The organism is Prochlorococcus sp. MIT 1323, assembly GCF_047304905.1.
Classification (GTDB): domain Bacteria; phylum Cyanobacteriota; class Cyanobacteriia; order PCC-6307; family Cyanobiaceae; genus Prochlorococcus; species Prochlorococcus marinus_D.
Genome location: NZ_CP138973.1, coordinates 1,927,897 through 1,954,832, shown reverse-complemented (window position 1 = coordinate 1,954,832; position 26,936 = coordinate 1,927,897). Strand labels below are relative to the sequence as shown.

Below are 26,936 nucleotides of genomic sequence, written 5' to 3'. Positions count from 1 at the left end.
GAGAAAAAGCAGCTCCGGCGCATAGAATATATTTATATACTATTACGAAGATGTCAATGATCTTACGTCGTGATTTAATAGGAAGTTTTTTTGCTGGGTCTATCATTGGGGCACAAGGCCTCTCTGCATTAGCAAGTAACAATTCAAAAGCTGACGCCAAGCCTATTGACTCCAACGATAAAAGAGTAAAAGCATTTTTGGAATATGTTAGGGAAACAGAAGTCAACCCAAATGCTGCTGTGAGTAAATATCTATCCTCTGATGTCATCTACTACTCAACAACTGGCCAGGCATTCAATATAAATGAACTCACTGAGCGACTCCAAGAATGGAGCAAAGGGTTTGCGCCAATTAGTCGAAAATTCAACTGGGCAGCTGAACTACCTGATGGGTTAATTCTTATATCTGCAACAGAAAAAATGAGTCAAGTAAATAAGTTTCGCGGGGCAGATATAGTACCAAATCCAATCGAGCTAGATCAGCTATGGATTGTCAGCTATGAGCGTAATGGAAAGATTGGCTCCTATCAATTCATAAACGACTACAAAAACCTATCTTTAGCTCTCAAGCCAAAGGATCACTCCAAGCTAATGAAAATTAAATAATCTCTAAGCACTGATGGGCCAATTCTCCATAGCAATACTTAGAGCCAAGGGAATGCAATCTTTAAGGAGTTAAATATTCCCGGAAACCTAAAATTCCCTGAAGGAAAGTTTTATTCTTGCCCACAAGAGACCTCCAGGAGCGCCTGTAAACCAAAAAAGAAGAACGCTCTCCTCTTCTGCAATCAACGCACAGGCAAAGCACTCAGTTCTCGAATCTGGCGTGATGGACTCCTCGAAATGCTGGTGGAATCTGGACTCGCTACCTGGTCAGCAGAAGACTCCAACAACTGCCGTAAAGCAGATGTACACACTGGCAAAACCTTGACTTGGTATTCCTTTCGGCACACCTGGATCACCCTTGCACTAGAGCGAGGTGTACCCATTGCCACGGTCTGCAACAACTGCGACACCTCAATCCAATACATCCAAGAGCACTACTTCCACTACGACACCAAGCGCGCAACAGAAGCACTCTCGACAGGCAGGAAGCGACTTAAAGGTGCATTGGGTAATGACTGGATGCGGGATCCCTATATCGACGACAACTAAGCAACTCATGGCACCCCAACCTTCTTAACTGCTCTTCGCCAACCACCGATATGCCCAGTAACCGCAGATCGCGACGATCACCCACGGAATCAGTGCTCTAACAATCCAAAGGGCAAGCAGCAGTACCACCGCAGACACAGCAATCCGCTTGGTGATTGCCTTTGCCTCATCAGTCATGACTTCCCAGCGAGGTACTAAAGACATCGTTGCTTGTTTGCTGAATGCATCTGATCTTCTACCGATACCTCTTGCTATGCAACTTCAGGCGCCCATCCAACCTCCAGTTCCCTTCTCATGATCCATTGAGGGCATTTACTGTTGAGGTGCTCTCCCCTCTGGCAGTAACTGCAAGACATGAAGAAGGGCACCCGCGTTGGATGCCCTCAAGTCCAGGACAGGTTTTCAGGGTCTCTACGTCCTCGGACTCCTAATAAAGGTCTAAGCACGGAGGTTGAGTAGGGGTATGAGCAGTAGTGCCTATTTCTTATGTTCCAATAAGCGTTCGGTTAGCGATCATTTTGGCAAAGAAGCAGTCATCCCTCAAATCCAGTGAAACGAAGTCAAATCTGTTCCATTAAGGCGTTCTGATTGTTAAAGTAGAAATACAGGTAAAACACCCTTTTTTTGGAACGGGCATGGGCAAATTCCAAAAGCGCAAGTTCGAGAGACCATCATTCATGGATAAACCCAACTACAAATCGATTGGTTATGCCCGCGTCAGTACCTCAGGGCAGACCACAGAAGGGCAGGTTACTGATCTGAAAAAAGAAGGATGCTGCGTTGTATTCCAAGAAACGATCAGCACAACAGTCAAAGAGAAAGAACGACCTCAACTGATGGCAGCACTCAGTGCACTCGATGAAGGAGATGAGTTGGTGGTCACAAAGATGGACCGTTTAGGCAGGACTCAGGTTGAAGTGGTCAATCGCATCCATGACCTGCAGCAGCAACGCATTCACATCAGAACTCTTGATGGACTGATCAATACAAGAGGACTTGGGAAATTCGCTCCTGTGCTTATTGGTCTGCTCTCTGGTCTTGCAGAAGTAGAGCGCTCACTGACCAGAGAGAGAACCATTGAGAGCATCCAACACCGCAAAGAAACAGGCGGGAACTTGGGAGGTAGACCGAAGACCAGTCGCGTCAAAGAAGGTCTTGTCCTACGCCTAAGAAAGGAAGGGTGCTCTTACAGGTCCATCAGAGAGCAAACGGGTCTTGCTCTATCGACGATTAGAAGAATCATCGTGGAGCAAGAGATCGTGACGGCATGATCAAAACTCTTCTACTTGCTGTCATCGTTGCTCTTCTGTGGTCTACACCTCAAGCAAGAGAGACAACAGCAAATGCACTACGAATGGCGGCGAACTGGTTAGACCCAAAGGAAGAACCAATAAAGATCCCCAAGCACCTGAACATTCAGATCCCTGTTCCGAACCCGATGTATCAGGAAGAGAAATGAAAGTCCAAGTCAATTTCTGGGTTGGAGGGCAGAACTTTAAGGAGACCTAATTGTCACAAAAGAGTGTCTGAAATCTCTTTGTAGCGTCTTGTGCCTGCCACTCTGTTGCCCCCAGAGCAAACACAGCATCTCTTTGGAGTTCATTATCTCCACAAGCAATAGAAGCAACCTTGATGAAAGGCGCAGCAACAGGCGTTGAAGCAAGGGGAAGCACCTTTGTTCCAACTGCTTCGTCAAACTGCCTGATGAACTCCTTTTGCCCTGCTGTGAGTTGGAACTGCTGTCTTGCCGGTGTGGCGATAGAAGAACTTATAGATGGGACTGCTGTGATTGCAAGCACCCCAGCAAGTAGAAGCAGACCTGTTTTGGTTTTCATTTGATAGGGGCGCAAAGGGTCTCTAAGGCATACCTCTATCAATAGATGCTTTGGAGTCTTCAATTGTTAATGGATGGAGCACAGGTATTTCTAAGTATGACTATGGATTGCTTTGGTTTATGTTCTTTAAAGGAGTTGTAGTTACCTTGATACTTGAACGATCGATTATTCATCAAATCCACCATGCTGACCTATGATTGATGCCTACACGCTGGACCAATGCAGAAAGGATAAAGAGGTTCTGGAAATAAAAATCCAGAACCTAGAACATGCCATCCAACAGTCAGAAGCAATGATTTCTGAATCAAGCATGGATGGCGATGCTTTAACATTTCTAAGGCGCAAGGTAGCTGAATCAATGCAAGACTTGGAAGTTCTTTATTTACTCAAGAGCGACTAAACTTTCTTGCAGAATTTTTATTGACGTTTTTAACAGCAAGCTTAAATATTTCATCCCGCACCTGAGTTGAACCCATAGGGCAAAAGGAAAGCAGATGAGCGTGAATCTTTATTTTAGAAAATGTTCTAATTGCAAAAAGAATGCTAAAAATAATTAAGCGTAAAAAATTCAATGTTTAATGCGTCACTGAACTGGAGCAGCATTATTGGAATCCTAGTTTTCCTTTGGGGTATACCTGCAGGAGTTTTAGGTTTGTTCCAGTTATTTTTTGTCCTGCAACGAAGAGCAGACACTTCTCCTACCGTTATAGGGAAAAGCATTTTTCTTGTTTTTCAATCACTTGGAAGAATGCTGATGCTTCCACTGGCGGGGTTAATCGTATTCTTTCAAGGGTGGAGGTTAGATCCAATTTTGCAGTTCGCTGTATTTCTGCTTGCAACAGGTGTGATCTTTGAGTCCGCAACAGGGATTATTAGTGATTATCAAAAATGGAGATTCCGCACAGGTCGTGCATCAGCAAATATTCCCGTGCAACAGCAACCAACAGATCAAGTTAACTGATCTGACTTTAATACAACTTCCTTCACTAGCTCTTACTTGAACAGAAGGAGTTGACGAATGAAGATCTCACTTGGCTTAGCCACTGACGACAAACCAATTGCTGAAGTTGATGTGGGTTGATAGCTGCAACCAAACACATCCCAGATAATGAGAGCACTTTTAATCGTTCAATCCCCGTGCAGCGTTCCCTCCGCCTCTCCTTATCGCTTACTGCTGCTGCTCTTGCCTTAGCCAATACTCCGATTCAGCCAGTTGCTGCTCAAGAAAAAGAAGAGGGCAGTGCCGCAGATCTAGGCGTGATGGAGATCAACCTCAAAGACGCTGTGCAGTTCAACTGGGGGTTCCAAGGAGCACTGCAAGGAGCAGGCACACCCAATCAAGCCGGCATTGGTGCCTTTCTTCCCATTGCCGTTGGCGAGAACAGCGTTTGGTTTATCGATGCCTTAGCCAATGCCAACTTCTCTGATCGAGATGGTGAAAGCAGCATCGTTAATACCGATGTTGCGGGTACCACGATCAGCACTTCAACAAGGCTTGGCTATCGCTGGCTCAATGGTGATCGCTCTTGGATGTATGGCATCAATGCTGGCTATGACAGCCGGCCAATGAATACAGGTGATGCTGATACCAGCGTCAATGTCTTTGATAAGCGTGATGTCTTCTTCTCTCAGGTTGCTGCAGGCTTAGAAGCAGTCTCAGACACCTGGAACTTCAATGCCTATGCACTGGTTCCTATTGGTGATGTCGAACACAAGCTGAACAGCCATTACAAAGGTGGTGCTCTTGATACCTATGGCTTGGATGTTGGGTACAGCATCACACCTGATCTCAATGCTTCTGTTGGTTATTACTACCAGCAAGGTGATCTCGATGATGCTGATGGTTCTGGTGTTAAAGGAAGACTCGCCTACAACATCAGCAATGGTTTAACGCTTGGCGCCAATCTTTCTTACGACGAAGCCTTTGATACACGCTTTACGGCAGACATTAAATATCGCTTTGGAAGCAATGGTTATGGAGCACCAAGCAAGAGTGAACCAGCAGTGATGCCTGCAATTCAGGCGTTATCTGCAACACCAGCCAATCGGGATGTAAGGGTGCACGACACCAGTGAGCCAATTTATCAGCCAATTTGTGACCCTCCTTATGAGATGGACTGTCCTTGAAGAGGATACCCGCCAAAAGCCCCTGCAAAAGCGGGGGCTTTTTATTTCTTGAAACACCTCACTATTGGCTTGAAACAACCATCGATACCTGGCAAGTTATCACAGAAAGTTGTGATTAGAATCACCGCACGAATCATTAAGGGATGAAATACTCTTTCTATTGAGAGCAATCATTCTCCCTACAAAATTACCTAGCAAGTGCCATGACTGTATATTATGGAGGCATCAATTCTGACGTATTATCTGGCGGCAACGGAGCAGACCAAATTTTTGGTGGAGGCGGGAATGACTACCTCCATGGTGCTGGGGGAGATGATCGAATCTTCGGTGGAATCGGGAATGACCGTCTTTATGGTGGTTATGGTAGTGACTACCTTGAAGATCGTAGTGGGAATAATCGACTCTACGGTGGTAGAGGAGATGATTGGCTTATTGGAGGAAGTGGTCTTGACCGTCTCTACGGTGGGAGCGGGCCTGACCTTCTCTTGGGTTTTATAGGGAATGACCTTCTCTACGGTGGTAGTGGGAATGACCGTCTAAGCGGTGATGAAGGGAATGACCGTCTGTTTGGTGGTACGGGAAATGACCGACTCAAAGGTGCAAATGGAGTTGACCGTCTCTACGGTGGTAGAGGTAATGACAGCCTCTATGGTGATAGCGGGAATGACTTTCTAGATGGTGGCACTGGAAGCGACAAAATGTATGGAGGATCAGGCTGTGATACGTTCAGAATCATCAAAGGGGCCGGTTGGGACACTATCAAAGACTTCGCAGATGGAGAAGATCGAATTAAAATCGATAGTGGCACAAGTGGCCTAAACATCATCAATGCCTTCGGTCATGCCCATATTTATCTTGGAGCTGACTTACTCTGTCGAGTAGACAATGCAGCCGGAGACATTCAAGCAGTAGGTGATTTCCTCGTCTAATCAACCACATATACCAACCAACTACTGCAGGAATCCGATTGCCCAACCCTGTCAACGAATAAGTTACAGATTATAATTTGCTTGACAAATGAATAAATAAAAAGAGAGTCGCATCCAAGTTTAGCTAAATAGAGAAAATAAAGTAAAGGCAAGCGAAATCTCAAATTACAATCCTTCCAAAAGAAGTATAGGCATTAGAGCCGGTATAGATACAAGTACTTCAGAAGGGTGGACTGATCTACTTTCGATGTGCAATTCATCTTCGGCTCATTATCCACAATATATTTACCAATGGCACGTAACCAAGTAAACTCAATTAAGGGAAGGCAACTGAAAGTCCAACAGCTACTTATCCCTGAAATAGAACAGCTACAAATACATGAACTGAAAGCGCAGCAACCACTTACCATTAATAAACCAATCAAACAGATCCCTAAACAGCCAGTAAAGCAAACACATAAAAAAGGAGCCAACCGATTGGAGGCTCCTTATACAAAAACTAATCCAGCTAAGCCTGGTAAGACATCACCAGCAGAACTCAAAAAACAAAAGCAGGAAATGTTAGATTGGTTAAATAACGTGAGGATTGGCTAGCTTCTACACCTTATTATCTCAGAGCGTCTTCTGACGCTGCAAGTTGGTCACCTCTTATGACTTGACTAAAACCTATCTTATTAGCTCTTTCAAAATCAGCTTTTGTTAGCCCTGAACCTGAACCCTGTCCAGCTAGCAAATCCTCTGAACTTCCCCCCTTCACTGTGTCTCCAGATGAACCCTGACCCCTCAACCCACCACTAACAGCTTTCAAGTCGTCAGTTGACAGTTCCTCGTTGATTTCTTCGTTTTCTTTTGGGTCAGTCATTAGGTGTAAATACTCTTTCCTGAGTATAGCTAACCTCAGAAGAATTGCTATGACTGTAATAGTAGATGAACCAGCTTGAGTTTATATAGTGTTTCTATTGGTTATTGGGGATTGGCTACACCTGATATCTCTATTTAACCATCCACTTTAAGACGATTTACTTCTGTTATTTAGTCAAGGACAGGGAACTTAATTTCTGCTAGGTAAGCACTTAACCATGTTGTGCACATCCCATCTACCACTGTACCTTCTTTACTAGTTAGAGCACTAACACAATTTCCAGGACTTAATCCACCTGCAATTCCCTGTAGCTCTTCAATCGTAAGTTCGTTGTTAGTCATTGGTTTGGATTGGTTGAATAATGTGAGGATTGGTCAGGGCTATTTACCCTTCATCACCAATAATAGAAACTAGACCTGTTCTAATCTTGTACTTGTTATTGTGAGACTAAAGAAAGGCCGGTACTGCAACAGCGCGTTCGACGGCGTCGCCTATCCCTCGCAATCCAACTTTATGAATAGGATCACACATGGAATCTGGATTGATAATTGCTTTGCTTTGGTTCCTATCAGCAAACTTAGTAGAAGACTTATCCAACCTTAATGCATTGCCAGTAAAAGTACCGCAACCTGCAATTCCCTGTAGCTCTTCAATCGTAAGTTCGTTGTTTGTCATTGGTTTGAATGGGTTGTGAGAGATCTATCCCTCGGATGAACACACTATCTCCCAAATTAGCAACAGATGTGATGATCTCAGTCATCTTCAACTGTGATCTTAATTACATGCTGAAAAGACTACAAAAAACCCCGCTCAATGGCGGGGTGATAAAGACACTTCCTGTCTAGAAGGGGTCAGTCTTTTTTGTCACTTTTCTTACTAGATAGGAAACCAATAACCGCAAGGACTTCGTCAATGTAGTCACTCACTTCATGTTCGCCATCACCATCACCCAAAGTACTTTCGACCCAGTCTGCTGCTTTCTTGGCTGTTTTTTTAACCCAAGACCAGAGGCCTCCACCAGTTACGAATGCCAGTTGTTCAGGAGTTAGCTCCATGTCTTCAAGCTCACTCATAACGAGTGCTTCAAATTCAGCTTCGGTGATCTGATTTTTAAAAGTAGTCATGATTAAAAATAAGTAGTGTGTTTAAGTTCGTTGGAATCTCTTCCGCCGACAAACACATCATCTGCCAATTTCTCTTATACGTCATTGACTCCAATCATTGCTAGTTGTGATGTTGGTCACAGGTCCTATTAGAAATTTTTAAAAAAATAAATTCAGATCGAGCTGAGGTTTCATGAAACAAATCTCTGAAGCCATATAACGTATGTAGACGGCCCTCATTGTCCCCATAGCCACCCTGCAACGCACGTCTATTTCCTTGAGACGTGATCTGTTAGAGCGAACAATGTGCGTTGAGTCGTGAGCACCAGAGCGAAGGATCCAATGAGCACTACGTCTTTTACAACTGTTACCACTGCGTTACCAGCGATATCCAATCAGCTCAAATGCCTTTCTACACAATGAATCTCCGCCTAGGTAGTGTAATCGGCGTTGATGCGCACATATTGATCCGAAAGGTCGCAGCCCCAAGCCATGCCATCGCCAGACCCATCACCAACAACCAAACGAATCCTCACTGTGTCATCACTTAAATAAGCGCCATCAACCCGCTCTTGCATATAGCGAGATACAGCTATCCGATCAAAAGACAACGGCTGACCAAATTCCATTAACTGATGAGGGCCCAACCAAAGGGCTACGGCTGCAGGGTCGAAGTCCACACCAGCACGCCCTGCAGCCGCGACGATTCGCCCCCAGTTGGGGTCACGACCATGTACTGCCGTTTTTACCAAAGAAGAGCCACAAATCGTGCGTGCGATGCAGCAGGCCTCAACATCGCTCGCAACACCCTCCACATGAACCTCCAACAAACAGGTTGCACCTTCACCATCACGAGCGATGGCCTTGGCGAGCTGCTGGGCAGCTACTAAAAGGCCAACCTCTAAAGCCTGCAGATGTTCTCGATCTAGAGGTTCACCAGCAGCAAAAGCCAGACAAGAGTCATTGGTGCTGGTATCACCATCGACCGTAATCGCATTAAAGGAGCGATCAACAACCCGCTTCAGCATCGCTTGCCAAACGTCGACTGCAACACCGACATCACAACTAAAATAGCCCAGCATCGTTGCCATATCAGGATGGATCATTCCTGATCCCTTAGCCATCCCGCCGATACGAACTAAACGCCCACCAAGCTCAGCCTCGAGAGCAACTTGTTTCTCAACTCCATCGGTCGTAAGAATTGCGCCGGCCGCTTCCGCACCACCCTCATCGTTAAGTGCTTCCACAAGGGGATCCAACCCTGCAAGCAGAGTGTCTATCGGGATCGGTACACCAATTACACCGGTTGAACAAATCAAAACCTGCTCAACTGGAAGCTCAAGTCGATCAGCCAGAGCCTGAGTGGCTCGAATGCTATCGAGCCAACCGCGTTGACCGGTGCAAGCATTCGCCTGGCCAGAATTAATCAACACAGTCCGTGCCTTCCCACCACAAGCCTGCAAATGATCCACACAAAGATCAACACAAGCTGCACGCACCAATGACGTGGTGAACGTCCCTGCACAAACAGCACCTTCTGGAGCTAGCAGCAAAGCCAGATCCGGCTTACCAGAGTCCTTCAATCCAGCCGTTATCCCTGCAGCCTGAAAACCCAATGGGGCCGATACACCACCTTGGATGGGGCGCCAAAGGGAAGCAAGCGCAGAGCTCACGGCCTTAGGAGACAAACTAAACACATCCTCCACCTTCATCATGACTGCCGAGCCGATTAGCACGGTGCTACAGCCACCTTGGTCTAAATCACAACGACGCATCGGCCTAACTGGCGGTATCGCCACTGGCAAGAGCAGCGTTGGCCACTACCTCGCTGAGCAACACGCCCTTGCTTTTCTCGATGCTGACCTATACGCCCGCGCGGCCCTAGCCCCTGGCAGCGCAGCAACCAAGGCTGTGCTGCAGCGATATGGCAAAGCCGTGGCGGCAGACAGCCAGAACAATGAAAGCAGCCTCGATCGCTCTGCCCTCGGCAAGATCGTGTTTAACGATGCCGCCGAGCGCTATTGGCTAGAGCAGCTCGTGCATCCAATCGTGCGTCAGCGATTTGAGGCTGACTTGGCTCTCCTTACTGAAACAACACCGGTCGTGCTGATGATCCCTTTGCTATTTGAAGCGAAGCTCACTGATTTGTGCAGTGAAGTGTGGTTAGTGGATTGCAGCTCTACTCAACAATGCCAACGGTTGATGAATCGCGACGAACTGTCGCGCCAAGACTCAGAGCGACGAATCGCAGCTCAATGGCCGATGAGCCAAAAGCGAGATCTTGCCGATCTGGTGATCGACAACAGTGGTTCGCCAAACAGCTGGAAACAGGTTGTAGACCAGGCACTCAGGCAAGAACAGCAATAAGCAGCTATGGACTAGATGAGAACACTTTATGACTACAGGTAGCAAACAAGGCTCATCCAATAACTAATGGTGAACGCTATCGCTTGTGTTAACCATTAACTACCTCAACATCCCCAAGGTTCGCCACGCACCAGCACAGTTAATGATCGACGAGTGAGCTCAACTGAAGCGATCAACTGCAGCCATCAACCCTTCAACTTCTTGCTGAGGATCTGATTGGCGAGCTTGGGATCAGCTTTGCCGCCAGTCTTCTTCATCAGTTGACCAACAAAGAAACCCTGCAGCTTGGTCTTACCGCCGCGGAAGGCCTCTACTTCCTGAGGATGAGCCGCCAACAGTTCCTCCACAATCGTTGTGAGTGCCGCCGGATCACTGATCATCCCCAGACCGCGCTGATCAACAATCGCCTTCGCTGAACCACCCTTCTCCAACAACTCAGGCAAGATTTCCTTGGCGATCTTGCCGCTGATTTTGCCGCCGTCGATCAGTTGCACCATCTCTGCCAACTGCTCCGGTCGAAATGGCAACGTGGAATAAGAAAGGCGATTGGCATTCACGTAAGCAGCAATATCGCCCTGGATCCAATTCGCCACTCCCTTGGCCTCGGCACCTGCCGCCACGGCCGCCTCGAAGTATTCCGCCATCGCATACTCATCAGTGAGCAGCCTGGCGTCATACACCGACAAACCAAACTCTTCGGCATAACGATGACGCTTCGCCGACGGCAACTCTGGTAACTCCGTACGCCAACCCTCACGTACCGATGCCATCACCTCAATCGGACCTAAATCAGGGTCGGGGAAATAGCGATAATCGCTGCTGCCTTCCTTCGAGCGCATGCTCTTGGTGAGTTGCTTGCCCTCATCCCAAAGGCGGGTTTCCTGCACCACTGCTTCACCGGCCTCATAGGCCTTGATCTGACGCTGAATCTCGTACTCACAAGCTTTCTGGATGGCCGAAAACGAGTTCATGTTCTTGATCTCAACCTTGGTGCCAAAGGGAGCGTCGGCCCCTTGGCGCACGGAGATATTGACGTCACAACGCAAAGAACCTTCCTGCATGTTTCCATCAGAGACCCCTAAATAACGCATGATCCTGCGAATCTCCGAGGCATATTCCGCCGCCTCACGCCCAGTGCGCAGATCAGGCTTGCTGACAATCTCAGCTAACGCCACGCCGGCCCGGTTGTAGTCAACCAGGGAGTGGGTGGAGCCGGCGAGTCGATCGCTGCCAGCATGAACGAGCTTGCCGGCATCCTCCTCCATATGGAGACGCTCGATGCCAATACGCTTGAGGTAAGTATCCTTCCCCTTCTCCGCAACTTCCACCTCAATCCAGCCTTCTTCTGCAATCGGCTCATCAAATTGAGAGATCTGATAGTTCTTCGGTAGATCGGGATAAAAATACTGTTTGCGATCAAACTTGCTGTGCTCGGCAATATTGAGGTTGAGTGCCATTGCTGCCTTGACCGCGTATTCCAACACCATCTGATTAAGCACCGGTAACGTGCCGGGCAGGCCACACACAACAGGGTCGATGTGGGTGTTGGGGTCGTCGCCAAAGGTCGTGGAGGCGCATGTGAAGATCTTGCTATTGGTGCCTAGCTGCACGTGTGTCTCCAGACCGATCACGGCTTCCCATGCGCCGTTATCCGAGCTGGTGGCCGCTGTCATTGCCGATCTCCAATTACTGGTTATATGTCCTTGATCCTATGGAAAGGTTCCCTCACATGGCCGAAGTTGGGTCAACAGGCTGAAACACTGAACTGATCTGGACTGTTCATTCAGTTGACCATGGCAGCAATGCGTACTGAATCAGTGCTGATCCTGGGAGGCGGCTTGATGGGCCTAGCTTTAGCCCACAAATTGGCGCGGCGCGGCAGCGCAGTAGAAGTACTCAGCAGACGCCGCAATGAGGCCGCTGGCTTCGTTGCGGCCGGCATGCTTGCACCCCATGCTGAAGGCCTCAGCGGAGAGCAACTACGGCTAGGCCAATTAAGCCTGGATCTCATCCCATCCTGGGTGGACCAAATCGAAACCGACAGCGGCCTCTGTTGCGGTCTGCGCCAATGCGGGATTGTGGTGCCCTTCGCCACAGCGACGCAGCGAGATCTCTATCCCACCGCCTACTTAGGTGAGACCCTCGATCGTTCGGGCCTGGAGCGAGAAGTACCAGGAATTGGACCTAACTGGCAGGCCGGCTTGCTCTTCAGCCAAGACGGACAAATCGACAATCGCCGACGATTGATGCGGGCACTGGAGACAGCCTGTGTGAGCCTGGGCGTTCGCTTCCAAGAAGGCGTAGAAGTACAGGAGATCCTGCGAGACGGCCATACGTTCAGAGGGGTGAGAATGCGCAACGCTGAAGGGGAGATGCACACGCTGACCAGTCACAAGGCTGTGCTTTGTTGCGGTGCTTGGAGTGCCCAACTGCTCCCAGCCCTAGCCATCGTGCCCGTGAAGGGTCAGATGCTGTCGCTCCAAGGGCCACGGGACAGCTTGAAGCGAATTGTGTTTGGTCCGGGCATTTACCTCGTACCTCGTGAAGATGGGCTACTCGTGGTGGGAGCCACCAGCGAGCCTGAGGCCGGTTTCATGGAAGGTCTCACCCCTTTTGGCCAACAACAACTACAAGCCGGCATTGACACTCTCCTGCCAGAAGCAAGCCAATGGCCACCGATGGAACGTTGGTGGGGGTTCCGACCTTGCACGCCTGACGGAGCGCCACTACTGGGCCGCTCATCCGTTGATGGCCTCTGGCTGGCAACTGGACATCACCGTAATGGAGTCCTGCTCGCCGCCATAACAGCTGAATTAATCGAAACATGCATCAGCGGCAAGGGAATCAACGCAGAACAGATTCAAATCTTAGAAGCATTTCAGTGGAATCGATTTACGGCGTAAATATGCGAATTAAACCATGCAGTCATGGGGACATGATAATAATTCCTCGTCAGCAATCAACCTCAGAAATCTGAGCAGAATCGCAATTCAATCAACACCATCAAGCTGCAGAATGCTATTTCCATTGTAGCGAGTCATCATCTTCAACACCATAGGAAATGTAAGTAATAGATTATAATATCAAAGGATCACAAAGGTTCCTTGAGCAATAGCAAATTATCCAAGCATTAGCAAATGCTAACTGCTAGCATAAACAATACAAAGCCATTTCCCTAGCCTATCTGCAAAATCATAAAACAGCAAGCAGATAGGCTTGCGTGAATCCCTTAATCTTACAAAGCCATAGATCTAAACTATAAATCTAAAACCACATTTCACCTACAGTACAATGACCAAGCCGTTCATAGGCATGGGCTGAAAACTCTCCAAAAAAACTGACCGGAACTCGATGAGATTAAAACATCCGAAAGATGCCAATCATCCCGCGAGTCATTGCGGCAAAATGCAGTCCCAGTACATGAGCATGACGACAGGCTCAGCCAAATCACAACATCAAACTGCTTTTCGAAAAACCAAGACTTCTGCCGAGGCTCAGGCCTCCAATCATCAATAGGCAAACACCTGCTTGCCTCAACAATCAACTTGCCCATGAATCATGGCAGCAGACTTGCCTGAATCACAGCGCAATGTGCCACCAAAGGGAGCCCCAAGGCAACCAGTGTAGAGTTTTTTGAGCGCAAAGATACCATTAGCCTGATCCCATCTGAATAAGTCAATGCAAGCCATCTCCTCTGAAAATCTACTAAACCTCTCAATCTTCTACTTGCAGCATTGACTTGCCCCAAAAAGAGCTGTGAGCTTGATGAAAAGTTTAAGCAAAGTATCTGAATCTCACCTTCAGGCAAAACAAGGTCCAATCAAATGCACAATGAAATTGTGACTGGGAATGTCTTGCCATTTAACATCTTTGAAAAAGCAGATTCCAAGCTGCTGGCCTGGATTCGTGATGTCTCTGTCGTCAGGGAAATCACAACCTCCTGTCGTCTGATCGAAGAAGGCAGCACTCCGGACGGATTGTTTATAGTGGAGTCAGGACCAATCACGGTTTGCACCAAGCAAGCTGATGGCGGAAGCTTGTCACTCGCCAGCCTAAAAGCAGGCAACCTGGTGGGAGAGATGAGCTGGCTGGAAGAACGGCCAGCAGTGGCAAGCATTGATGCTGGTCCAGGAAGTCGTCTGCTCCAAATCCCTAGAGAGGCTCTGGAGTCAATCAATCAATCCGAGGCTTTCATTTGCCATCTCTTCTATCGCCTCATCGCTGAAAAACTGGCCCTCCAAGTGCAAGGCCAAAACGCTTGGGTTCATCGTATTGCCGAGACTGACCAGGAACCCCTCCGCAAAGTTCTGGTGCTATTCGCAGAACTCGAAGAGAAGGATGTCGCCTGGATCGCCAGGTCCGGTAAATTCAAACGCCTTGTCGCTGGAGACGTTCTCCTTCAAGAGGGAGATAATGTGCCTGGCCTCTATCTGCTGCTCGCTGGTGAGGCCAGGATAAGTATCACTGAAAACGGGAGCTGGCAATCGGTAGGCAGCTCTCGACGCGGTGAACTACTCGGTGAGCTCACAATGCTCAACCCTCAAGCAGCCGGAGCCACCGCCAATGTGGACACACTCACAGGCCTAGAGCTACTGGTGCTCGACAAAGAGGAACTCAGCATGACCCTCAACGCAGATCCGAGGCTGGCCAAGCGTTTCTACAAAGGCATCGCACGCATGCTCTCCCAACGCAGCCGTGATCAACTCCTCAGCCGTGGATTTGCTGAAGCAAGCCGCATAGCCGAGGAAATCATCGACAACGAACAGCTTGGTCTTGATCAACTCTCGGCCATCAGTTCAGCCGGGTTGCGTTTTGACTGGCTGTGCAGACAATTTCAGGATAAGGAGGGCTGATTTCTTGAAACTGCTACCCGGTGAAGAGCAACCATGGCCCTCTAATCCTTTGAAGGTTACTGAGGGAGAGATAAGACTGATCCTTGAGCAACGCTCTAAGGAAGGATCCCTTCGCTCAAGAGTTGGCCTGATGAGCCTTAATGAAGGCGCAATCCTGCCTGGTTTACCTATTGATGGTCTCAATAGCACCAGCCACCTTCGCATCAAAGCAATCACTACCAGTGTGTTGACGTCGCTGAACAGCTCAGATCCAGAACAACAGGAAGGGCTGAAAATTCTGCAAGCGTTGCTCTGGGAGAAACTTAGCCATCGTCCTGAGACAACAAACTCCAGCGAAACTGCTCTAGCAAACCTTCTGGAAGCCCACCATCAACAAGCCTGGGAGCAACACCACTTAAGACAACACAGTCATGAGCCTCTGAGCCAACAAAGCGAAGAACATCTATTCCGCAGTCTTGAGGCAGCTGGTCAAACTAGCCAGAGCCAGCAACATCAGCCCCTACAAGAAACTGTTCGTCAAGATCCTCTTCTGGCCTGCGTCGCGACCCTGGCCCAACAAGGCTCAGCATCAGCGAAGGCACCAATTCGAAACACGCCTGACCCGCGCTCAAGGCTACTGCTGATTCTGGAATCGGCAGGTTTAATCGGACGGGATGTACTGCTCAACGACAACCTGCTGGAGAAAGATTGCGGGGACCTCATCGGTTTTCTCGAGCAGACGCCTACAAGCCCAGTTGTCCTTCATTCCACTGCCAACGGCTATCGCGTCTGGGCTCCCGAGCGAATGGCAAAGCCGATACCCCTCTCCCAAGCAAGCCAACTACTTGAAGAGCTAAATCCAAGGGTGATGGCCATCAGTCCCAAATTCCAAACCAAGGATCTAACCACCTTGGGGCTTTTGCGTTTTACCTATGGACAACCAAACAATCTCGCCAGATTTGTAATCAGTGGCCTGCTCTTGGGAATCACATTAGGTTTCTTACTTGCCATTGGCCGAGAGGTCGGTGCTGCGCGCTGGATCTTCGGGATGGGGATCACCGGATTGGCAGCTGGGGCATGCCTTGGACTACTCAGTGGCGGCTTCCGTATCGGAGTTGGCGTGATGTTTTTGGCAACTCTTCTGAGCTTGCTGACCCCCATGTTCAACACCATAATTACAAACTCGGCTTTGCCCGATAGAGACCTTCTTCTATTGCTGCAAATAGGCCTAATTCTTATCGCTGCTGGTATCACACGAGTGGCATTGGAATGGATCCAAAGCCGGTCTTTCCAAATCACCCAACAAAAAGGGGGGGCAAAATTCCAGCTGGCAAGTATTAAGCACTTGCTAAGCCTGCCGACGGATTTCTTCCGTCAATACAACATCGGCGACCTTCAACTCCGCTTTAATGCACTAGAGCAATTGCGCAGTCAAATCCAAAACCTCTTGGAAGGGGGTCTGGTCAAGGTAGTGCTCACCAGTATTTATGTGCTGTTCATGTTGAGGATCAGCGTCAAGTTGACATTGCTAGCGCTAGTAATCTCCATGATGGTGCTTCTGCCGACAGCATTAATCGGTCTGCAAACTCGCCCTCTAAAACGCCAACAGGAGGAGATCGAAGGCCAAGCCCAAAGTCGCAATCTTGAGCTCATCAGCTCTGTATCGAAACTGCGTCTAGCAGGAGCTGAAGCTGCGGCCGCCCGCTGGTGGGGAGAACACTTCCAACGCGTCGTGGTTCTAGAAAATGCTCTGGATATCAAAGAAGCAACCGCCGCACTCCTGCAGGGTGTGATGCCAAACCTTGGCAACCTGCTGCTTTACATCGTGATCACAAAACTGATCGCTGATGCCGCGATGACCCCTGCACTCAATGCACCCAACGCTGGCCAGTTACTTGGGTTTTTCTCAGCCTTCGGAACATTTGTGGGAGGCATGGCCAGCTTCGCTGGGCTTGCAGTTGCAGCCTTCGATATGCCTGTCCTCTATGAACGAGCAAAGCCTTTGCTGAAAGCCACACCAGAAGTTTTCGATGAAGCCATCGAACCAGCCGAGCTGCGTGGAGCCATCAAACTCGACCGCGTGAGTTATCGCTATGCCCCAGATCTGCCGCTGGTTCTAGATAAGGTGAGCCTGAAAGCAAACCCAGGGGAATTCATCGCTCTGGTGGGTCCTTCAGGATCAGGCAAATCAACAATCGTGCGCATGCTGCTGGGATTTGGCAAGCCTGAAAACGGAGAAATCAGATATGACGATCAGCCGCTGAATGGCATACGCCTCGAAAGCTTGCGGCGTCAAATTGGCACAGTGCTACAAAGCAATAGCCTATTCAGCGGCAGCCTGATGGAGGCTATCGCCGGAGGATGCCTAATCAATCAAGAGGACGCCTGGGCTGCTGCTGAGATGGCAGGCCTGGCAGACGACATCCGCGAAATGCCAATGGGACTACAAACCATTGTTTCTGAGGGAGGGGGGACCCTCTCAGGTGGCCAACGCCAACGAATTGCCATCGCCCGCGCCTTGGTGCGGCAACCGCGAATTCTGATCTTTGATGAAGCCACAAGCGCCCTGGACAATCACACCCAAGGAATTGTGAGTCGCAGCCTTGAAACACTAAGCATCACACGTTTGGTCATCGCCCATCGGCTGAGCACAATTCGCCACGCCGATCGCATCATTGTGCTGGAGAAAGGTCAAGTGCAGCAACAAGGCACATTCGAAAGTCTGATGAATGAAGCTGGGCTATTTGCCCGCTTAATGGAGAGGCAGGTTTCATGAGCCTGTTTCGAAAAAATGCTCTGGATGCATTATCCAGCCCTGAACAACTAGACCAGCCTCTTGAATTGCTCAGGCCAAGTTACTGGCTTTTACTGATCTCACTATTGGGGTTCAGTCTTAGCATTCTGCTGTGGTCAATATTTGGCCGTTTACCCGTAAGAATCGAAGGGCGTGGCGTCCTAATTAGAACAGAAAATTTACAATGGATTCAAAGCGAAACTAATGGCCGCATCAAAGAATTCAAAGTCAATGTGGGGGATTGCATCAAGCAAGGAACACCTCTAGCCGTCATTGACCCAGTGCAATTAGAGCTGGAACAACAAAAAGCAAACAACCAACTTGAGATTCTAATCGCCAATGATGCAAGTTTAGACCTCATTGCTATCCAACGGGAAGATGAGCTTAGGGAAAGCACAGCACGCTGGAAATTGGCATTTCAAAAGAATGCGGTAAGTCAAGTCGAATGGGATCAAAGAGTCCAACGACTCTCTGAACTGTTATACAACCTAGAGACAAGTAACAACCAACGTGAGCAATTAATTAATCAGAAACAAAGCGAAATTGCTGCCCTAGAACAACAAATTGCACGAACAGCCACCGTGAAAGCACCTCTAGCAGGCTGTGTCACTGACCGCCATGTCCAATTAGGGCAAGTGGTGCAACCAGGCGTCACACTCTTTGAACTTGAGCGAGACAAAGACGCCAATACGCTTGAAAGCCTGGCCTTCTTCCCAGCAAAAGATGGTAAACGCCTTCGTATCGGTCAGCCAGTTCGCGTGACACCAACAACGACCAAAGCACAACGCCATGGTGGCATCGAAGCTGAAATCCTCAAAGTGCGTCGTTTACCAGTCAGCAAAGAGGCCGTCATCAATCGGCTTTACAACAAAGAATCACTGTTCAAGGCCATCAATACCAAAGACGAAGGTCCACTGATCGAAGTAACTACGTCCTTAACCAAAGACCCCACAACACCTAGCGGTTATGACTGGGGCGGCAGCAAAGGGCCAGACCTACAGCTCACAGCAGGCACACCCACAACGCTGAGAGTGCTTGTAGAGCAAAGGCGGCCAATCAGCTATGTGATCCCTCTATTGAGAAATCTCAGTGGGATCTACTGAGGGAGATAAGACATGAACCTGCATCCTTTCTGTCGTCAACTCTGGATCCGCATCCAAGCTCGTCTCAGCAAGCAGTGGGTACGTACCCCAACATTGCTGCAATTGGAAAACACGGAATGCGGGGCAGCCTCCCTCAGCATCATCCTCCAGTACTACGGCCGTTATGTACCTCTGACCCAACTGCGCGAACTGTGCGGCGTCTCACGCGACGGCAGTGATGCGGCCAATTTATTACTTGCGGCGCAAAGCCTAGGCCTCAAAGCAAAAGGATTCAAAAAAGGATTGCTGGCTTTAGAACAAATCCAGCCACCAGTAATCGTGTTTTGGGAATTCAACCATTTCCTCATCCTCGAAGGTTTCATTGGTGATCGAGTGGCCCTCAATGATCCAGCTCTCGGTCCTCGAACTGTCAGTCGCGAAGAATTCGATACCAGTTACACCGGCATTGTCCTAACGCTGGAGCCAGGTCCAAACTTTCAAAAAGGCGGAAAGGCTCCATCAGTCTGGCCAGTGGTTTGGCGGCGCTTAAGCCTTGAACCCAAAGGAGCTCTATTCATTCTGCTAGCTGGTCTGCTGCTGATCTTGCCCCAGCTGGTGATGCCGATCTTTGCCCAGATCTATATGGATGAGATTATCGGCAATCAAATCCAAACGTGGTTAAAGCCAATGTTGTGGGGCATGGCCCTCACCATCAGCCTGCAAGTGGTGCTGCAGCATCTTCAGCTCATCGGAACACGCGCCCTGGAAAGGCGACTAACCCGACGCTTTGCTGCACAATTTGAGCACCAGGTCCTGGCCTTACCAGAGCGTTATTACGCCCAACGCTATGCATCAGATATAGCCAGCAGGGTTGCAAGTAATGCCCGAATTGCCGAATTCATCGGCGGAGAACTGATCCCCATGCTCACCGGCATTGTTCTACTGGTGTTTTATCTGGTATTGACTTTGCTCTACAGCCCAATTCTAGGACTGCTCGTAGGCGTGACTACTGGAATCAACGCCCTCGTGGTAGCCATCAACCTTCGAGTACAACAAGACTCTAGTCAACAGCTCCAAAAAGATGGGGCCAAAGCTGGCGCAGTCGTAGTAAGCGCCTTGCAAGATATCGACACCGTAAAAGCAGCAGCTGTAGAAAACGACATCTTCAGACGCTACGCGGGTTACCAAAGTCGACTCCTCAACACTGTGCAAAAGCTTCAACTTCTCAACGCACGGATCAGGGTGATCCCGAGCGCCATGACCACCTTGAACGAGGTGGCAATTTTGTTGGTTGGATTTTTCCTGGTGATTCAAGGCCAGCTCACTCTAGGAATGCTCCTGGCAGCCCAAACCATTGCCACTAACCTAAAAGCGGAAATCGAAAATGTAATTGGCTTCGTGCAGAGCCTGCCCGACTTGGAAGCTGAAGTACTCCGCCTGGAAGATGTTCTTGAACAACCTCGAGACCCATTACTAATCGACGCACCAAAAATTCAGGACTGGAATAGCGACAGGGAACGCCTATCAGGCGCCATCGAAATTCAAGACGTCTACTTCGGCTACCTGCCACTTAACCCCCCTCTGATTAATGGACTACGTCTATCCATCCAACACGGCCAAAGGATTGCTTTTGTCGGAGGCAGTGGCTCTGGTAAAAGCACAATCGCCAAACTGCTTGCCGGTCTCTATCAACCTTCCTCAGGACAAATCCTCTACGACGGTATTCCGCTGAACGAAATACCACGAGCCATCAGCGTCAGCTCACTTGCGATGGTTCAACAAGATGTACAACTCTATGGATGCAATGTTCGTGAGAACCTCAATCTATGGAATAACAGCCTTCCAGACAAAGACCTTATGCAGGCATGTGCAGATGCCCAAATACTCGACACCGTTCTCGGCCTGCCTGATGGCTTTGAAACTGTACTTAGCGAAGGAGGTCGCAACCTTTCAGGCGGTCAACGACAACGGCTCGACATTGCTCGTGCCCTGGTTCAAAACCCCAGCATTCTGATCCTCGATGAAGCCACCTCAGCACTCGATAGCGAAACAGAACGCTTGGTGGACGAGGCCTTCCGACGTCGTGGCTGCACCCAAATCATCGTGGCCCACCGCCTCAGTACCATCCGTGATGCTGACCTCATCTTGGTACTAGAGCGTGGTCAAGTGGTCCAACAAGGTCGCCATGAAGATATGGCGTCCGTCTCTAACTCTCCCTACCAGAAACTCTTGGCGGAAGTGGCCTAATCAATGGTTTAATAAGCCATCACCCTCTATCAGAAAGGCTATAAACCTCAAGGCGCCCAATCCCCTTTAGCTCTTGTATCCCCAAAGATCGGATACCAAAACCCTCTCCCGCCAATTCTGAGGTGCACTGATCGAAAAGAATGGATTGATCCAGGCTGCGGGTCAAACCCTCCAGGCGGCTAGCAAGGTTCACGGTGTCTCCGATCACGGAAAGTCCCCCAAGCTTGCGACCACCAATCCCACCAGCCAAGACGGTGCCGCTAGCGATACCAATCCCATTAACCAGAGGCTCCACTCCCTTCGCCTGCCAGAGACGATTCAAATGAACAAGCCTCTCACGCATCGCCATAGCACAACAAATAGCGGATTGCGCTTCTGCAGATTCACCACGACCATCGGGCAGACCAAACACGGCCATCACGGCATCGCCAATAAACTTGTCTAGGAATCCATGGTGGTCCCATACCACCGAACGCATCTCATCGAGATAATGATTGAGCTGCTCAAGATGAACACGAACTCGACCCTGCTCGCTGCGCTGTCTAGTCAGAGCAGTGAACCCTTGAAGATCCGCAAACAACACACTGACAGATTTGAGCTGGCCATCAAACAAAGCCTCCATATCACTCGGGTCGCTGAGCATGGGGCCTACAACGGAGGGGTCCACACAACGTTCCAGCCAGCGACGCGTCAATCGCCGTTTGATCGACATACGTCGATAAGCCTCACTTCCATAGAGCAAAGCACCAACCACCAATGCGACAGGAGGTGTAAGAACTGGAATCCAGACATGGCGATGCTGCATCAGCGCATAGCCAACCACAAACCACAAACCTGAGCATGCAAAAAGCACACCAAGTCGCCAAGCCAAATCGGTGCGATAAAAAGCCAGTAACAGTGTGAGTAGAACAACAAGGCCAACAAAAGCGCCTCTCTGCGGAAGTGACTGGGGCCAGGCCCGCAGTCCATCGCCTGTCAAAGCATTGCCAGTGGAGGTGGCAAGCAACTCCATTCCCGAAAGATCACCGAAGGGTGATGGCAGATCGCTTAACGCACTTCCGCCACCAGACACAACAACACCCACCAAAACGACAGCCCCATCAACCCACTCACGACAGGGGTGCACCGCCCATTGCCGCGGATTGATCACATTCTTTGCCGACAATCGCAAAAACCCGTGACCCAGGGTTGAGCAGGATCCATCCATCCCGATGGGCTCGGGCTCAGGGCCATAGAAGTTAAGAGTCTGGCCATAAAGATCCAACTCGAGCGAGCGGCCTGCCTGCTCCAATGCAGCAACTGGCAAAGAATGCAACGCCTCATGACCGAGCGGTTGTTCCAAGGTGGTGGCATAAAACTCTGGTTGCAAAAACCGAGCTCCATGCTCAGGGGGAAAGAGATTGCTCAAGCCCAGCGAGAGTTTGTCTAGTTCAGGGGCATCCACAGCATCAGGACGCAAGAGAGAAATTGCACCGGCGCCGAGTTGATCTTCTGCTTCAACCATTTCTGCCGCCAGTACAAGGTGCTGCTGATGCGGCTCGAGGGCTGCGATAAAAGCCTTGTCGTCTGCTGGCCCGAAGACACTCTCTCCAGCGAAGACCACATTCAAGACCACCACATCAGCACCAGCCGCCATCAACGGCTCCAAAAGGTCGCCGTAGCGCGCTCTTGGCCAGGGCAGGCTTCCCATTCCCACGGCCCAGGATGGTATCTGCTCCTGCTGCTCAAACCAGAGACCCTCCGCGAGGGTTGCGTCGTCGATCACCACCTGCACGATCTCTGGCGAGGCCAGGCGAGGCCCACGAATCCTGACGAGCTGACCCTCAAGATTGCGTTCCAATGCCCACCAAGGTCGACAAAGCGATGCCGAACAAGATGCCAATAGGGCAGCAGCCAGCGTCAGGACACCAGCCACAAGAAGCACTGGAGCATTTCTAGGAATGCGCATCGGTGCCTGACCTTGGGATCACCTTGCTCACCCAATCAGTATGAAGATCACTCAGATCTTCCAGGGCTCATTGCATCAAAACCGAAAAAAGCCACCACCAGGGATCCGAGGGGTAGAGGAAGGCACGATCGTAGGAATTGAAGGAATTCTCACTGATGGGAACTGAGATCGTACATAAGATTGGAGTGAGGGCAACGCAGGGATCTCAGTCTGGAAGCCCTCAAACAAAGGGCCTGCAAAGATGCGGCTGTAATCGCCAGCCGTTAGCTTCCTCAATGCTGAGATCATGCCATCAGGGGACACCCGAAGCGATTCTCCAGATCTAATGATGACCGGCTCATCACTCAAGGGTTGTTGATCCTGAGCTTGATCCATCCTGGGAGATTGATCAGCTTGAGCTTGAGGCTCCACAGAACGATATTCCACCTCACCCTCCAAGACAGACACCTCAGTAGCCCCATCATCCGAAACCTGCAGAACGTAATTCGTGCCTCGAACACTGAGTCGGGCTGAACGGGTACAGCCATCTTGCTTCCCGGAGACCAAAATCTGCCCCTGGGTCAGTTGATAACAACTACTACCTAATTGCATCCTGGAAAACCGATTCAGGCGACCAGATGCTCCGGAATTGAACAGAAGCTGGCCACGACTATCGCCCGTGCTGACCTGCTGTGGCTCAGTAGCCTTTTGATTCACTTTCGCCTGTTGAGAATCGATGTACAACTGATTGCCATCGAGGATCTCCTGCACCATTGCGCTCTCTATAGCTTGAACCGAGCTCGAAAGCGTCATGGCCATCAAACTAAAGCCAGTGAAGAGAGCCACTGGCTTCAGGATCGCGATGTCAGTCCCAACCATCACAAAAGCCTGATCAACAGCACAATCATTTTGCCCCAATCAGGCACGCAAAATATTGCAGCCTCAGCTTTCAATGCGCCAGCTCTGATCTGAAGGAGTCCATGCGTTGAGCTCTTCAGAAGCAAACCAGAGGTTGATCTCAAAATGAGCGGTGTCTGGACCATCGGATCCGTGGATCACATTGCGACCGATGTTCACAGCTAAATCGCCACGAATGGTGCCTGGCTCAGCCTCAAGAGGTTTGGTGGCGCCGATCAACTTGCGGGCGCTCGCAATCACACCATCACCTTCCCAGACCATTGCAACCACAGGACCGGAGGTAATGAAATCAACAAGCCCAGCAAAGAAAGGGCGTTCACGGTGCACGCCGTAATGCTCACCAGCCAAATCACGACTGGGGGTCACCTGTTTAAGCCCCACGAGCTTGAAGCCCTTGCGCTCAAATCGACCCAGAATTTCTCCCACCAGACCACGCTGGACGCCATCGGGCTTGATGGCAACAAAGGTGCGTTCCATGGCCATGCTGATCAGTCGTTGTTGCGGCCATCGTCCGTGTTGGAGTTACCGCTTGGCAAGCCAACCAATGGTTCTAGATCTGAATCAGATAAGCAGCAATGCCCTAACCCTCCACTGCACTGCTCTCTATCGAGGCCTTTCAAAAGAGAAATCCAACTAGACATGGCACACGCTTCACATTCACAGCAGAGCATTGGGCTCGTGATATCGCAGCAAAGCCTGTTGAAGAGAGAATAGCTAAATCATCCGACCTAAAAGTTGTCCAATCTGCTGCAATCCCAGGCAACCGCTTTCGCCAGAAAACTGACAAAGGCCTAAATGATGCCCTGTGAGGACATCTTGTTCCCTAGGCAATCGTTCTATTAAGCCCTGGCACTTTTTGGCAGATCAAGCCACCCCAATCATTAGATCTAATCATCTACACCCTTGTAAGTGAAGCAGGTCCGACCCACTCGAAAGAGGAGGATCCAATCACAATGATCTCCATCAGTGAAGCGAACAGCGATTAGCTTGGCTAGCCAATTGACGGCCAACAGGTCTGTCATGCCATCAATCCCTTGACGAACACAGGCGTCAGCACCATTGGCTTAGACCCTTATGACAAGCAAAGCCAAAGCACAACAAGACAATGCGGGCATTGATGACCTCACAGACGACACATCGATCAGAATTCAATCACTTGAAGCTGCTTCAACATGCTGGCTCCATGGCATGACTGGCCAACCAATGCAATCAAGTCTCCTACTACGAACGCCCAAATCTGATGACGTTTGGCCTGCGCCTGATCACCACGATTTTGATCACCCTGCTGTTAGCAGTTAGCCATCAACGCAACCTGCTTAGCTCACGTTGGCCAAAACCACCGGTTCGCCTACCAGTGCTGGCGTTACTGATCTGGGTAGGGACTGCGCTGCCGTTCTTAGAAAAGATCATCTCTAAGCAGGCCAGCCTCACCACAATCGGACAACTAGCACTGCTCTACGCAACACTCAGCCTGGGGGGATGGTTACTCCTGGAGATTCCAGGGGCACTGGGCTGGTGGATGCCACCAGCCAAAATTCTGCGCCAACTGAGCGGACTAATCCTGGCAGCCATCCTGACATTAATCATCCTTCAGCAAGCAGGGGTCAATCTCGCTGGCTTGATCACGACATCTGCCTTGCTCACAGGCGTCGTCGCCTTCGCCGCACAAGAACCACTTAAAGACATTTTCGGCGGGCTGAGTCTTCAATTAGATCAACCGTTTAAAGAAGGCGATTGGATCCAAATAGGAGAGGACTGCGGTCAAGTCATCATGCTGACCCTAATGAACACCTATCTCCGCACTGGTATGGATGGGTGCACCCTGATTATCCCCAACGACACGGTTGCTCAAGCGACGATCCGACGAGTCCACCTAGGCACTCCCTATGGCAATTGTTTTGAAGTTGGCCTGGATTACGGCTTCCCTCCATCACAAGCTCTCAGCCTGCTGCTGGGTGTAGTCAATCGCCACACTTCTGTGCTGAGCAAACCAGCCCCAAAAGCATGGGTAGCCAGCTTCGAAGACAGTTACATCTGCTATGGCATCCAAGTGTGGCATAGAGATATCAGTGACGTCAAACGGTTGAGCATCCGTGGTGAACTGATGGAACAAATTTGGTATGCCCTCGAGCGAATTGGTCAAAGCATTCCATTCCGCGTCCGTTTAGGGAGCCCCAAACCACAGACCTTGGCTGCAGACCATCCAATGTGCGCTGACGATCAACGCAAGGTCCAATTGCTCAAAAGCAATGCACTTTTTACAGATCTAAGCCAAGCCCAACTTGATGCCCTAGCCCCATCAACACGCTGCGTGCGCTTCGCAAAAGGGGAAACGATTATCAGACAGGGTGAACATGGAGATTGCCTGTACCAGGTCATCACCGGCACGGTGAAGGTGTCGCAAACAAATTCACAAGGACAAGAAATAACCTTTTCCAAACTTGGCCAGCATGAGATCTTCGGAGAAATGGCACTGTGCACGAAACAACCTCGCAACTCCACAGTTCGCGCACTTGAAGAATCGGTACTCCTAGAAGTGGAGCGCCGAGACCTACAACCCCTGATCGATCAGGACCAGGGGTTGATCGAGAAACTGGCCCGATTGGTACATCTCCGCCAAATGGAAATTGGGATGCTAAATAAGGAGCAAGATCTTTCAAGAAAGCTAGATAACCAACGAAGGCTGATCCGCTCCATGCATAAGCTCTACAAAGTGATACGCGGAGGGTCAAACGTGTCAGAAAAACTAGACACATAAA

General features: G+C 49.7%; 29 protein-coding genes. 16 read left to right on the top strand and 13 right to left on the bottom strand.

Annotated elements, in window-relative coordinates:
- The first annotated feature begins 56 nt into the window (after nt 1-56).
- Together SIB68_RS09485 and SIB68_RS09480 are read left to right on the top strand one after the other, a co-directional pair.
- Nucleotides 57-605, top strand: a complete 549-nt coding sequence (locus SIB68_RS09485; RefSeq protein ID WP_063399037.1) for a hypothetical protein — start codon at nt 57-59, stop codon at nt 603-605.
- Nucleotides 606-842: 237 nt separating this feature from the next.
- Entirely contained in the window at nt 843-1,154 is a 312-nt protein-coding gene (locus tag SIB68_RS09480) for a hypothetical protein (RefSeq protein WP_063399036.1), read from the top strand.
- A gap of 24 nt (nt 1,155-1,178) precedes the next feature.
- On the opposite strand, the gene SIB68_RS09475 is transcribed toward SIB68_RS09480, so the two are convergent.
- Nucleotides 1,179-1,331 (bottom strand): hypothetical protein, encoded by a 153-nt coding sequence (locus tag SIB68_RS09475; RefSeq protein WP_413681829.1) that lies wholly within the window; start codon nt 1,329-1,331, stop codon nt 1,179-1,181.
- A gap of 458 nt (nt 1,332-1,789) precedes the next feature.
- Between SIB68_RS09475 and SIB68_RS09470 the strand changes: the two genes are divergently transcribed.
- Together SIB68_RS09470 and SIB68_RS09465 are read left to right on the top strand one after the other, a co-directional pair.
- Entirely contained in the window at nt 1,790-2,425 is a 636-nt protein-coding gene (locus tag SIB68_RS09470) for a recombinase family protein (protein WP_081215451.1), read from the top strand.
- On the top strand, nt 2,422-2,613 hold the full coding sequence (locus SIB68_RS09465) for a hypothetical protein (RefSeq protein ID WP_063399034.1): 192 nt from the start codon (nt 2,422-2,424) through the stop codon (nt 2,611-2,613). The genes SIB68_RS09470 and SIB68_RS09465 overlap by 4 nt, the downstream gene beginning before the upstream one ends.
- 46 nt (nt 2,614-2,659) lie before the next feature.
- Here SIB68_RS09465 and SIB68_RS09460 read toward each other — a convergent pair whose 3' ends face one another.
- Nucleotides 2,660-2,989, bottom strand: a complete 330-nt coding sequence (locus SIB68_RS09460; protein WP_063399033.1) for a hypothetical protein — start codon at nt 2,987-2,989, stop codon at nt 2,660-2,662.
- A 193-nt stretch (nt 2,990-3,182) separates the two neighbouring features.
- On the opposite strand from SIB68_RS09460, the gene SIB68_RS09455 reads away from it, so the two are divergent.
- From SIB68_RS09455 to SIB68_RS09435, 5 genes are all read left to right on the top strand, one after another.
- Nucleotides 3,183-3,389 (top strand): hypothetical protein, encoded by a 207-nt coding sequence (locus SIB68_RS09455; protein WP_063399032.1) that lies wholly within the window; start codon nt 3,183-3,185, stop codon nt 3,387-3,389.
- A gap of 171 nt (nt 3,390-3,560) precedes the next feature.
- Nucleotides 3,561-3,950 (top strand): hypothetical protein, encoded by a 390-nt coding sequence (locus SIB68_RS09450; protein WP_155724840.1) that lies wholly within the window; start codon nt 3,561-3,563, stop codon nt 3,948-3,950.
- Nucleotides 3,951-4,126: 176 nt separating this feature from the next.
- Nucleotides 4,127-5,116 carry a hypothetical protein gene (locus tag SIB68_RS09445; protein WP_063399040.1) on the top strand — a complete coding sequence of 330 codons (990 nt, stop codon included), beginning with the start codon at nt 4,127-4,129 and terminating at the stop codon, nt 5,114-5,116.
- 203 nt (nt 5,117-5,319) lie between these two features.
- The gene (locus SIB68_RS09440; RefSeq protein ID WP_063399030.1) at nt 5,320-6,045 is read left to right on the top strand and encodes a calcium-binding protein; all 726 of its coding nucleotides are present in this window, start codon (nt 5,320-5,322) and stop codon (nt 6,043-6,045) included.
- 291 nt (nt 6,046-6,336) lie between these two features.
- Nucleotides 6,337-6,639: a hypothetical protein gene (locus SIB68_RS09435; protein WP_063399029.1), complete on the top strand. Its 303-nt coding sequence runs from the start codon at nt 6,337-6,339 to the stop codon at nt 6,637-6,639.
- Nucleotides 6,640-6,652: 13 nt separating this feature from the next.
- Here SIB68_RS09435 and SIB68_RS09430 read toward each other — a convergent pair whose 3' ends face one another.
- The 5 genes from SIB68_RS09430 to argJ form a co-directional block, all read right to left on the bottom strand.
- A complete protein-coding gene (locus SIB68_RS09430) occupies nt 6,653-6,907 on the bottom strand; it encodes a hypothetical protein (protein ID WP_063399028.1) in 255 nt (84 codons plus the stop codon).
- Nucleotides 6,908-7,077: 170 nt separating this feature from the next.
- Nucleotides 7,078-7,248 carry a CCRG-2 family RiPP gene (locus SIB68_RS09425; RefSeq protein ID WP_155724839.1) on the bottom strand — a complete coding sequence of 57 codons (171 nt, stop codon included), beginning with the start codon at nt 7,246-7,248 and terminating at the stop codon, nt 7,078-7,080.
- A 106-nt stretch (nt 7,249-7,354) separates the two neighbouring features.
- On the bottom strand, nt 7,355-7,582 hold the full coding sequence (locus tag SIB68_RS09420) for a CCRG-2 family RiPP (protein WP_063399027.1): 228 nt from the start codon (nt 7,580-7,582) through the stop codon (nt 7,355-7,357).
- Nucleotides 7,583-7,758: 176 nt separating this feature from the next.
- Nucleotides 7,759-8,031 carry a hypothetical protein gene (locus tag SIB68_RS09415; protein ID WP_063399016.1) on the bottom strand — a complete coding sequence of 91 codons (273 nt, stop codon included), beginning with the start codon at nt 8,029-8,031 and terminating at the stop codon, nt 7,759-7,761.
- Between the two features lie 410 nt (nt 8,032-8,441).
- A complete protein-coding gene (argJ, locus tag SIB68_RS09410) occupies nt 8,442-9,725 on the bottom strand; it encodes a bifunctional glutamate N-acetyltransferase/amino-acid acetyltransferase ArgJ (RefSeq protein ID WP_081215492.1) in 1,284 nt (427 codons plus the stop codon).
- On the opposite strand from argJ, the gene coaE reads away from it, so the two are divergent.
- Nucleotides 9,724-10,377, top strand: a complete 654-nt coding sequence (gene coaE / locus SIB68_RS09405) for a dephospho-CoA kinase (protein WP_063400024.1) — start codon at nt 9,724-9,726, stop codon at nt 10,375-10,377. The two genes, argJ and coaE, sit on opposite strands and share 2 nt — an antisense overlap.
- A 185-nt stretch (nt 10,378-10,562) precedes the next feature.
- Here coaE and gatB read toward each other — a convergent pair whose 3' ends face one another.
- Nucleotides 10,563-12,050, bottom strand: coding sequence for an Asp-tRNA(Asn)/Glu-tRNA(Gln) amidotransferase subunit GatB (gene gatB / locus SIB68_RS09400; protein WP_063400023.1), 1,488 nt, complete (start codon nt 12,048-12,050; stop codon nt 10,563-10,565).
- 120 nt (nt 12,051-12,170) lie between these two features.
- Between gatB and SIB68_RS09395 the strand changes: the two genes are divergently transcribed.
- The 5 genes from SIB68_RS09395 to SIB68_RS09375 all read left to right on the top strand — a co-directional run bounded on the left by SIB68_RS09395 (nt 12,171) and on the right by SIB68_RS09375 (nt 21,332).
- Nucleotides 12,171-13,280: an FAD-dependent oxidoreductase gene (locus SIB68_RS09395; protein WP_063400022.1), complete on the top strand. Its 1,110-nt coding sequence runs from the start codon at nt 12,171-12,173 to the stop codon at nt 13,278-13,280.
- Nucleotides 13,281-14,201: 921 nt separating this feature from the next.
- The gene (locus SIB68_RS09390; protein WP_063400021.1) at nt 14,202-15,230 is read left to right on the top strand and encodes a cyclic nucleotide-binding domain-containing protein; all 1,029 of its coding nucleotides are present in this window, start codon (nt 14,202-14,204) and stop codon (nt 15,228-15,230) included.
- 4 nt (nt 15,231-15,234) lie between these two features.
- A complete protein-coding gene (locus SIB68_RS09385) occupies nt 15,235-17,985 on the top strand; it encodes an ATP-binding cassette domain-containing protein (RefSeq protein WP_236068910.1) in 2,751 nt (916 codons plus the stop codon).
- Complete coding sequence (locus tag SIB68_RS09380; RefSeq protein WP_063400020.1) at nt 17,982-19,106, top strand: NHLP bacteriocin system secretion protein; 1,125 nt, start codon at nt 17,982-17,984, stop codon at nt 19,104-19,106. Before SIB68_RS09385 ends, SIB68_RS09380 begins: the two co-directional genes overlap by 4 nt.
- Nucleotides 19,107-19,118: 12 nt before the next feature.
- Nucleotides 19,119-21,332 carry an NHLP family bacteriocin export ABC transporter peptidase/permease/ATPase subunit gene (locus SIB68_RS09375; RefSeq protein ID WP_081215490.1) on the top strand — a complete coding sequence of 738 codons (2,214 nt, stop codon included), beginning with the start codon at nt 19,119-19,121 and terminating at the stop codon, nt 21,330-21,332.
- Nucleotides 21,333-21,351: 19 nt separating this feature from the next.
- Here SIB68_RS09375 and SIB68_RS09370 read toward each other — a convergent pair whose 3' ends face one another.
- From SIB68_RS09370 to SIB68_RS09350, 5 genes are all read right to left on the bottom strand, one after another.
- Nucleotides 21,352-23,280, bottom strand: a complete 1,929-nt coding sequence (locus tag SIB68_RS09370; RefSeq protein WP_063400019.1) for an adenylate/guanylate cyclase domain-containing protein — start codon at nt 23,278-23,280, stop codon at nt 21,352-21,354.
- 75 nt (nt 23,281-23,355) lie between these two features.
- Complete coding sequence (locus SIB68_RS09365; RefSeq protein WP_063400056.1) at nt 23,356-24,138, bottom strand: FecR domain-containing protein; 783 nt, start codon at nt 24,136-24,138, stop codon at nt 23,356-23,358.
- 63 nt (nt 24,139-24,201) lie between these two features.
- Complete coding sequence (ndk, locus tag SIB68_RS09360; protein WP_063400018.1) at nt 24,202-24,660, bottom strand: nucleoside-diphosphate kinase; 459 nt, start codon at nt 24,658-24,660, stop codon at nt 24,202-24,204.
- Between the two features lie 5 nt (nt 24,661-24,665).
- Nucleotides 24,666-24,818, bottom strand: coding sequence for a hypothetical protein (locus SIB68_RS09355; RefSeq protein WP_155724923.1), 153 nt, complete (start codon nt 24,816-24,818; stop codon nt 24,666-24,668).
- 246 nt (nt 24,819-25,064) lie between these two features.
- On the bottom strand, nt 25,065-25,199 hold the full coding sequence (locus SIB68_RS09350; protein WP_268874301.1) for a hypothetical protein: 135 nt from the start codon (nt 25,197-25,199) through the stop codon (nt 25,065-25,067).
- 218 nt (nt 25,200-25,417) lie between these two features.
- Between SIB68_RS09350 and SIB68_RS09345 the strand changes: the two genes are divergently transcribed.
- Nucleotides 25,418-26,935, top strand: a complete 1,518-nt coding sequence (locus SIB68_RS09345) for a mechanosensitive ion channel family protein (RefSeq protein ID WP_063400017.1) — start codon at nt 25,418-25,420, stop codon at nt 26,933-26,935.
- The last annotated feature ends 1 nt before the right edge of the window (nt 26,936 follow it).

What these genes read in the sequence shown, in the direction of transcription:
- SIB68_RS09395 (WP_063400022.1), top strand. Translation starts at nt 12,171, where the DNA reads ATGGCAGCAATGCGTACTGAATCAGTGCTGATCCTGGGAGGCGGCTTG.
- SIB68_RS09440 (WP_063399030.1), top strand. Translation starts at nt 5,320, where the DNA reads ATGACTGTATATTATGGAGGCATCAATTCTGACGTATTATCTGGCGGC.
- SIB68_RS09425 (WP_155724839.1), bottom strand. Translation starts at nt 7,248, where the DNA reads ATGACTAACAACGAACTTACGATTGAAGAGCTACAGGGAATTGCAGGT.
- gatB (WP_063400023.1), bottom strand. Translation starts at nt 12,050, where the DNA reads ATGACAGCGGCCACCAGCTCGGATAACGGCGCATGGGAAGCCGTGATC.
- SIB68_RS09355 (WP_155724923.1), bottom strand. Translation starts at nt 24,818, where the DNA reads ATGTCTAGTTGGATTTCTCTTTTGAAAGGCCTCGATAGAGAGCAGTGC.
- SIB68_RS09470 (WP_081215451.1), top strand. Translation starts at nt 1,790, where the DNA reads ATGGGCAAATTCCAAAAGCGCAAGTTCGAGAGACCATCATTCATGGAT.
- SIB68_RS09460 (WP_063399033.1), bottom strand. Translation starts at nt 2,989, where the DNA reads ATGAAAACCAAAACAGGTCTGCTTCTACTTGCTGGGGTGCTTGCAATC.
- SIB68_RS09465 (WP_063399034.1), top strand. Translation starts at nt 2,422, where the DNA reads ATGATCAAAACTCTTCTACTTGCTGTCATCGTTGCTCTTCTGTGGTCT.
- SIB68_RS09485 (WP_063399037.1), top strand. Translation starts at nt 57, where the DNA reads ATGATCTTACGTCGTGATTTAATAGGAAGTTTTTTTGCTGGGTCTATC.
- argJ (WP_081215492.1), bottom strand. Translation starts at nt 9,725, where the DNA reads ATGATGAAGGTGGAGGATGTGTTTAGTTTGTCTCCTAAGGCCGTGAGC.
- SIB68_RS09430 (WP_063399028.1), bottom strand. Translation starts at nt 6,907, where the DNA reads ATGACTGACCCAAAAGAAAACGAAGAAATCAACGAGGAACTGTCAACT.
- SIB68_RS09480 (WP_063399036.1), top strand. Translation starts at nt 843, where the DNA reads ATGCTGGTGGAATCTGGACTCGCTACCTGGTCAGCAGAAGACTCCAAC.
- SIB68_RS09450 (WP_155724840.1), top strand. Translation starts at nt 3,561, where the DNA reads ATGTTTAATGCGTCACTGAACTGGAGCAGCATTATTGGAATCCTAGTT.
- SIB68_RS09420 (WP_063399027.1), bottom strand. Translation starts at nt 7,582, where the DNA reads ATGACAAACAACGAACTTACGATTGAAGAGCTACAGGGAATTGCAGGT.
- SIB68_RS09365 (WP_063400056.1), bottom strand. Translation starts at nt 24,138, where the DNA reads ATGGTTGGGACTGACATCGCGATCCTGAAGCCAGTGGCTCTCTTCACT.
- SIB68_RS09475 (WP_413681829.1), bottom strand. Translation starts at nt 1,331, where the DNA reads ATGACTGATGAGGCAAAGGCAATCACCAAGCGGATTGCTGTGTCTGCG.
- SIB68_RS09350 (WP_268874301.1), bottom strand. Translation starts at nt 25,199, where the DNA reads ATGACAGACCTGTTGGCCGTCAATTGGCTAGCCAAGCTAATCGCTGTT.
- ndk (WP_063400018.1), bottom strand. Translation starts at nt 24,660, where the DNA reads ATGGCCATGGAACGCACCTTTGTTGCCATCAAGCCCGATGGCGTCCAG.
- SIB68_RS09455 (WP_063399032.1), top strand. Translation starts at nt 3,183, where the DNA reads ATGATTGATGCCTACACGCTGGACCAATGCAGAAAGGATAAAGAGGTT.
- SIB68_RS09345 (WP_063400017.1), top strand. Translation starts at nt 25,418, where the DNA reads ATGACGTTTGGCCTGCGCCTGATCACCACGATTTTGATCACCCTGCTG.
- SIB68_RS09370 (WP_063400019.1), bottom strand. Translation starts at nt 23,280, where the DNA reads ATGCGCATTCCTAGAAATGCTCCAGTGCTTCTTGTGGCTGGTGTCCTG.
- SIB68_RS09380 (WP_063400020.1), top strand. Translation starts at nt 17,982, where the DNA reads ATGAGCCTGTTTCGAAAAAATGCTCTGGATGCATTATCCAGCCCTGAA.
- coaE (WP_063400024.1), top strand. Translation starts at nt 9,724, where the DNA reads ATGACTGCCGAGCCGATTAGCACGGTGCTACAGCCACCTTGGTCTAAA.
- SIB68_RS09390 (WP_063400021.1), top strand. Translation starts at nt 14,202, where the DNA reads ATGCACAATGAAATTGTGACTGGGAATGTCTTGCCATTTAACATCTTT.
- SIB68_RS09375 (WP_081215490.1), top strand. Translation starts at nt 19,119, where the DNA reads ATGAACCTGCATCCTTTCTGTCGTCAACTCTGGATCCGCATCCAAGCT.
- SIB68_RS09415 (WP_063399016.1), bottom strand. Translation starts at nt 8,031, where the DNA reads ATGACTACTTTTAAAAATCAGATCACCGAAGCTGAATTTGAAGCACTC.
- SIB68_RS09435 (WP_063399029.1), top strand. Translation starts at nt 6,337, where the DNA reads ATGGCACGTAACCAAGTAAACTCAATTAAGGGAAGGCAACTGAAAGTC.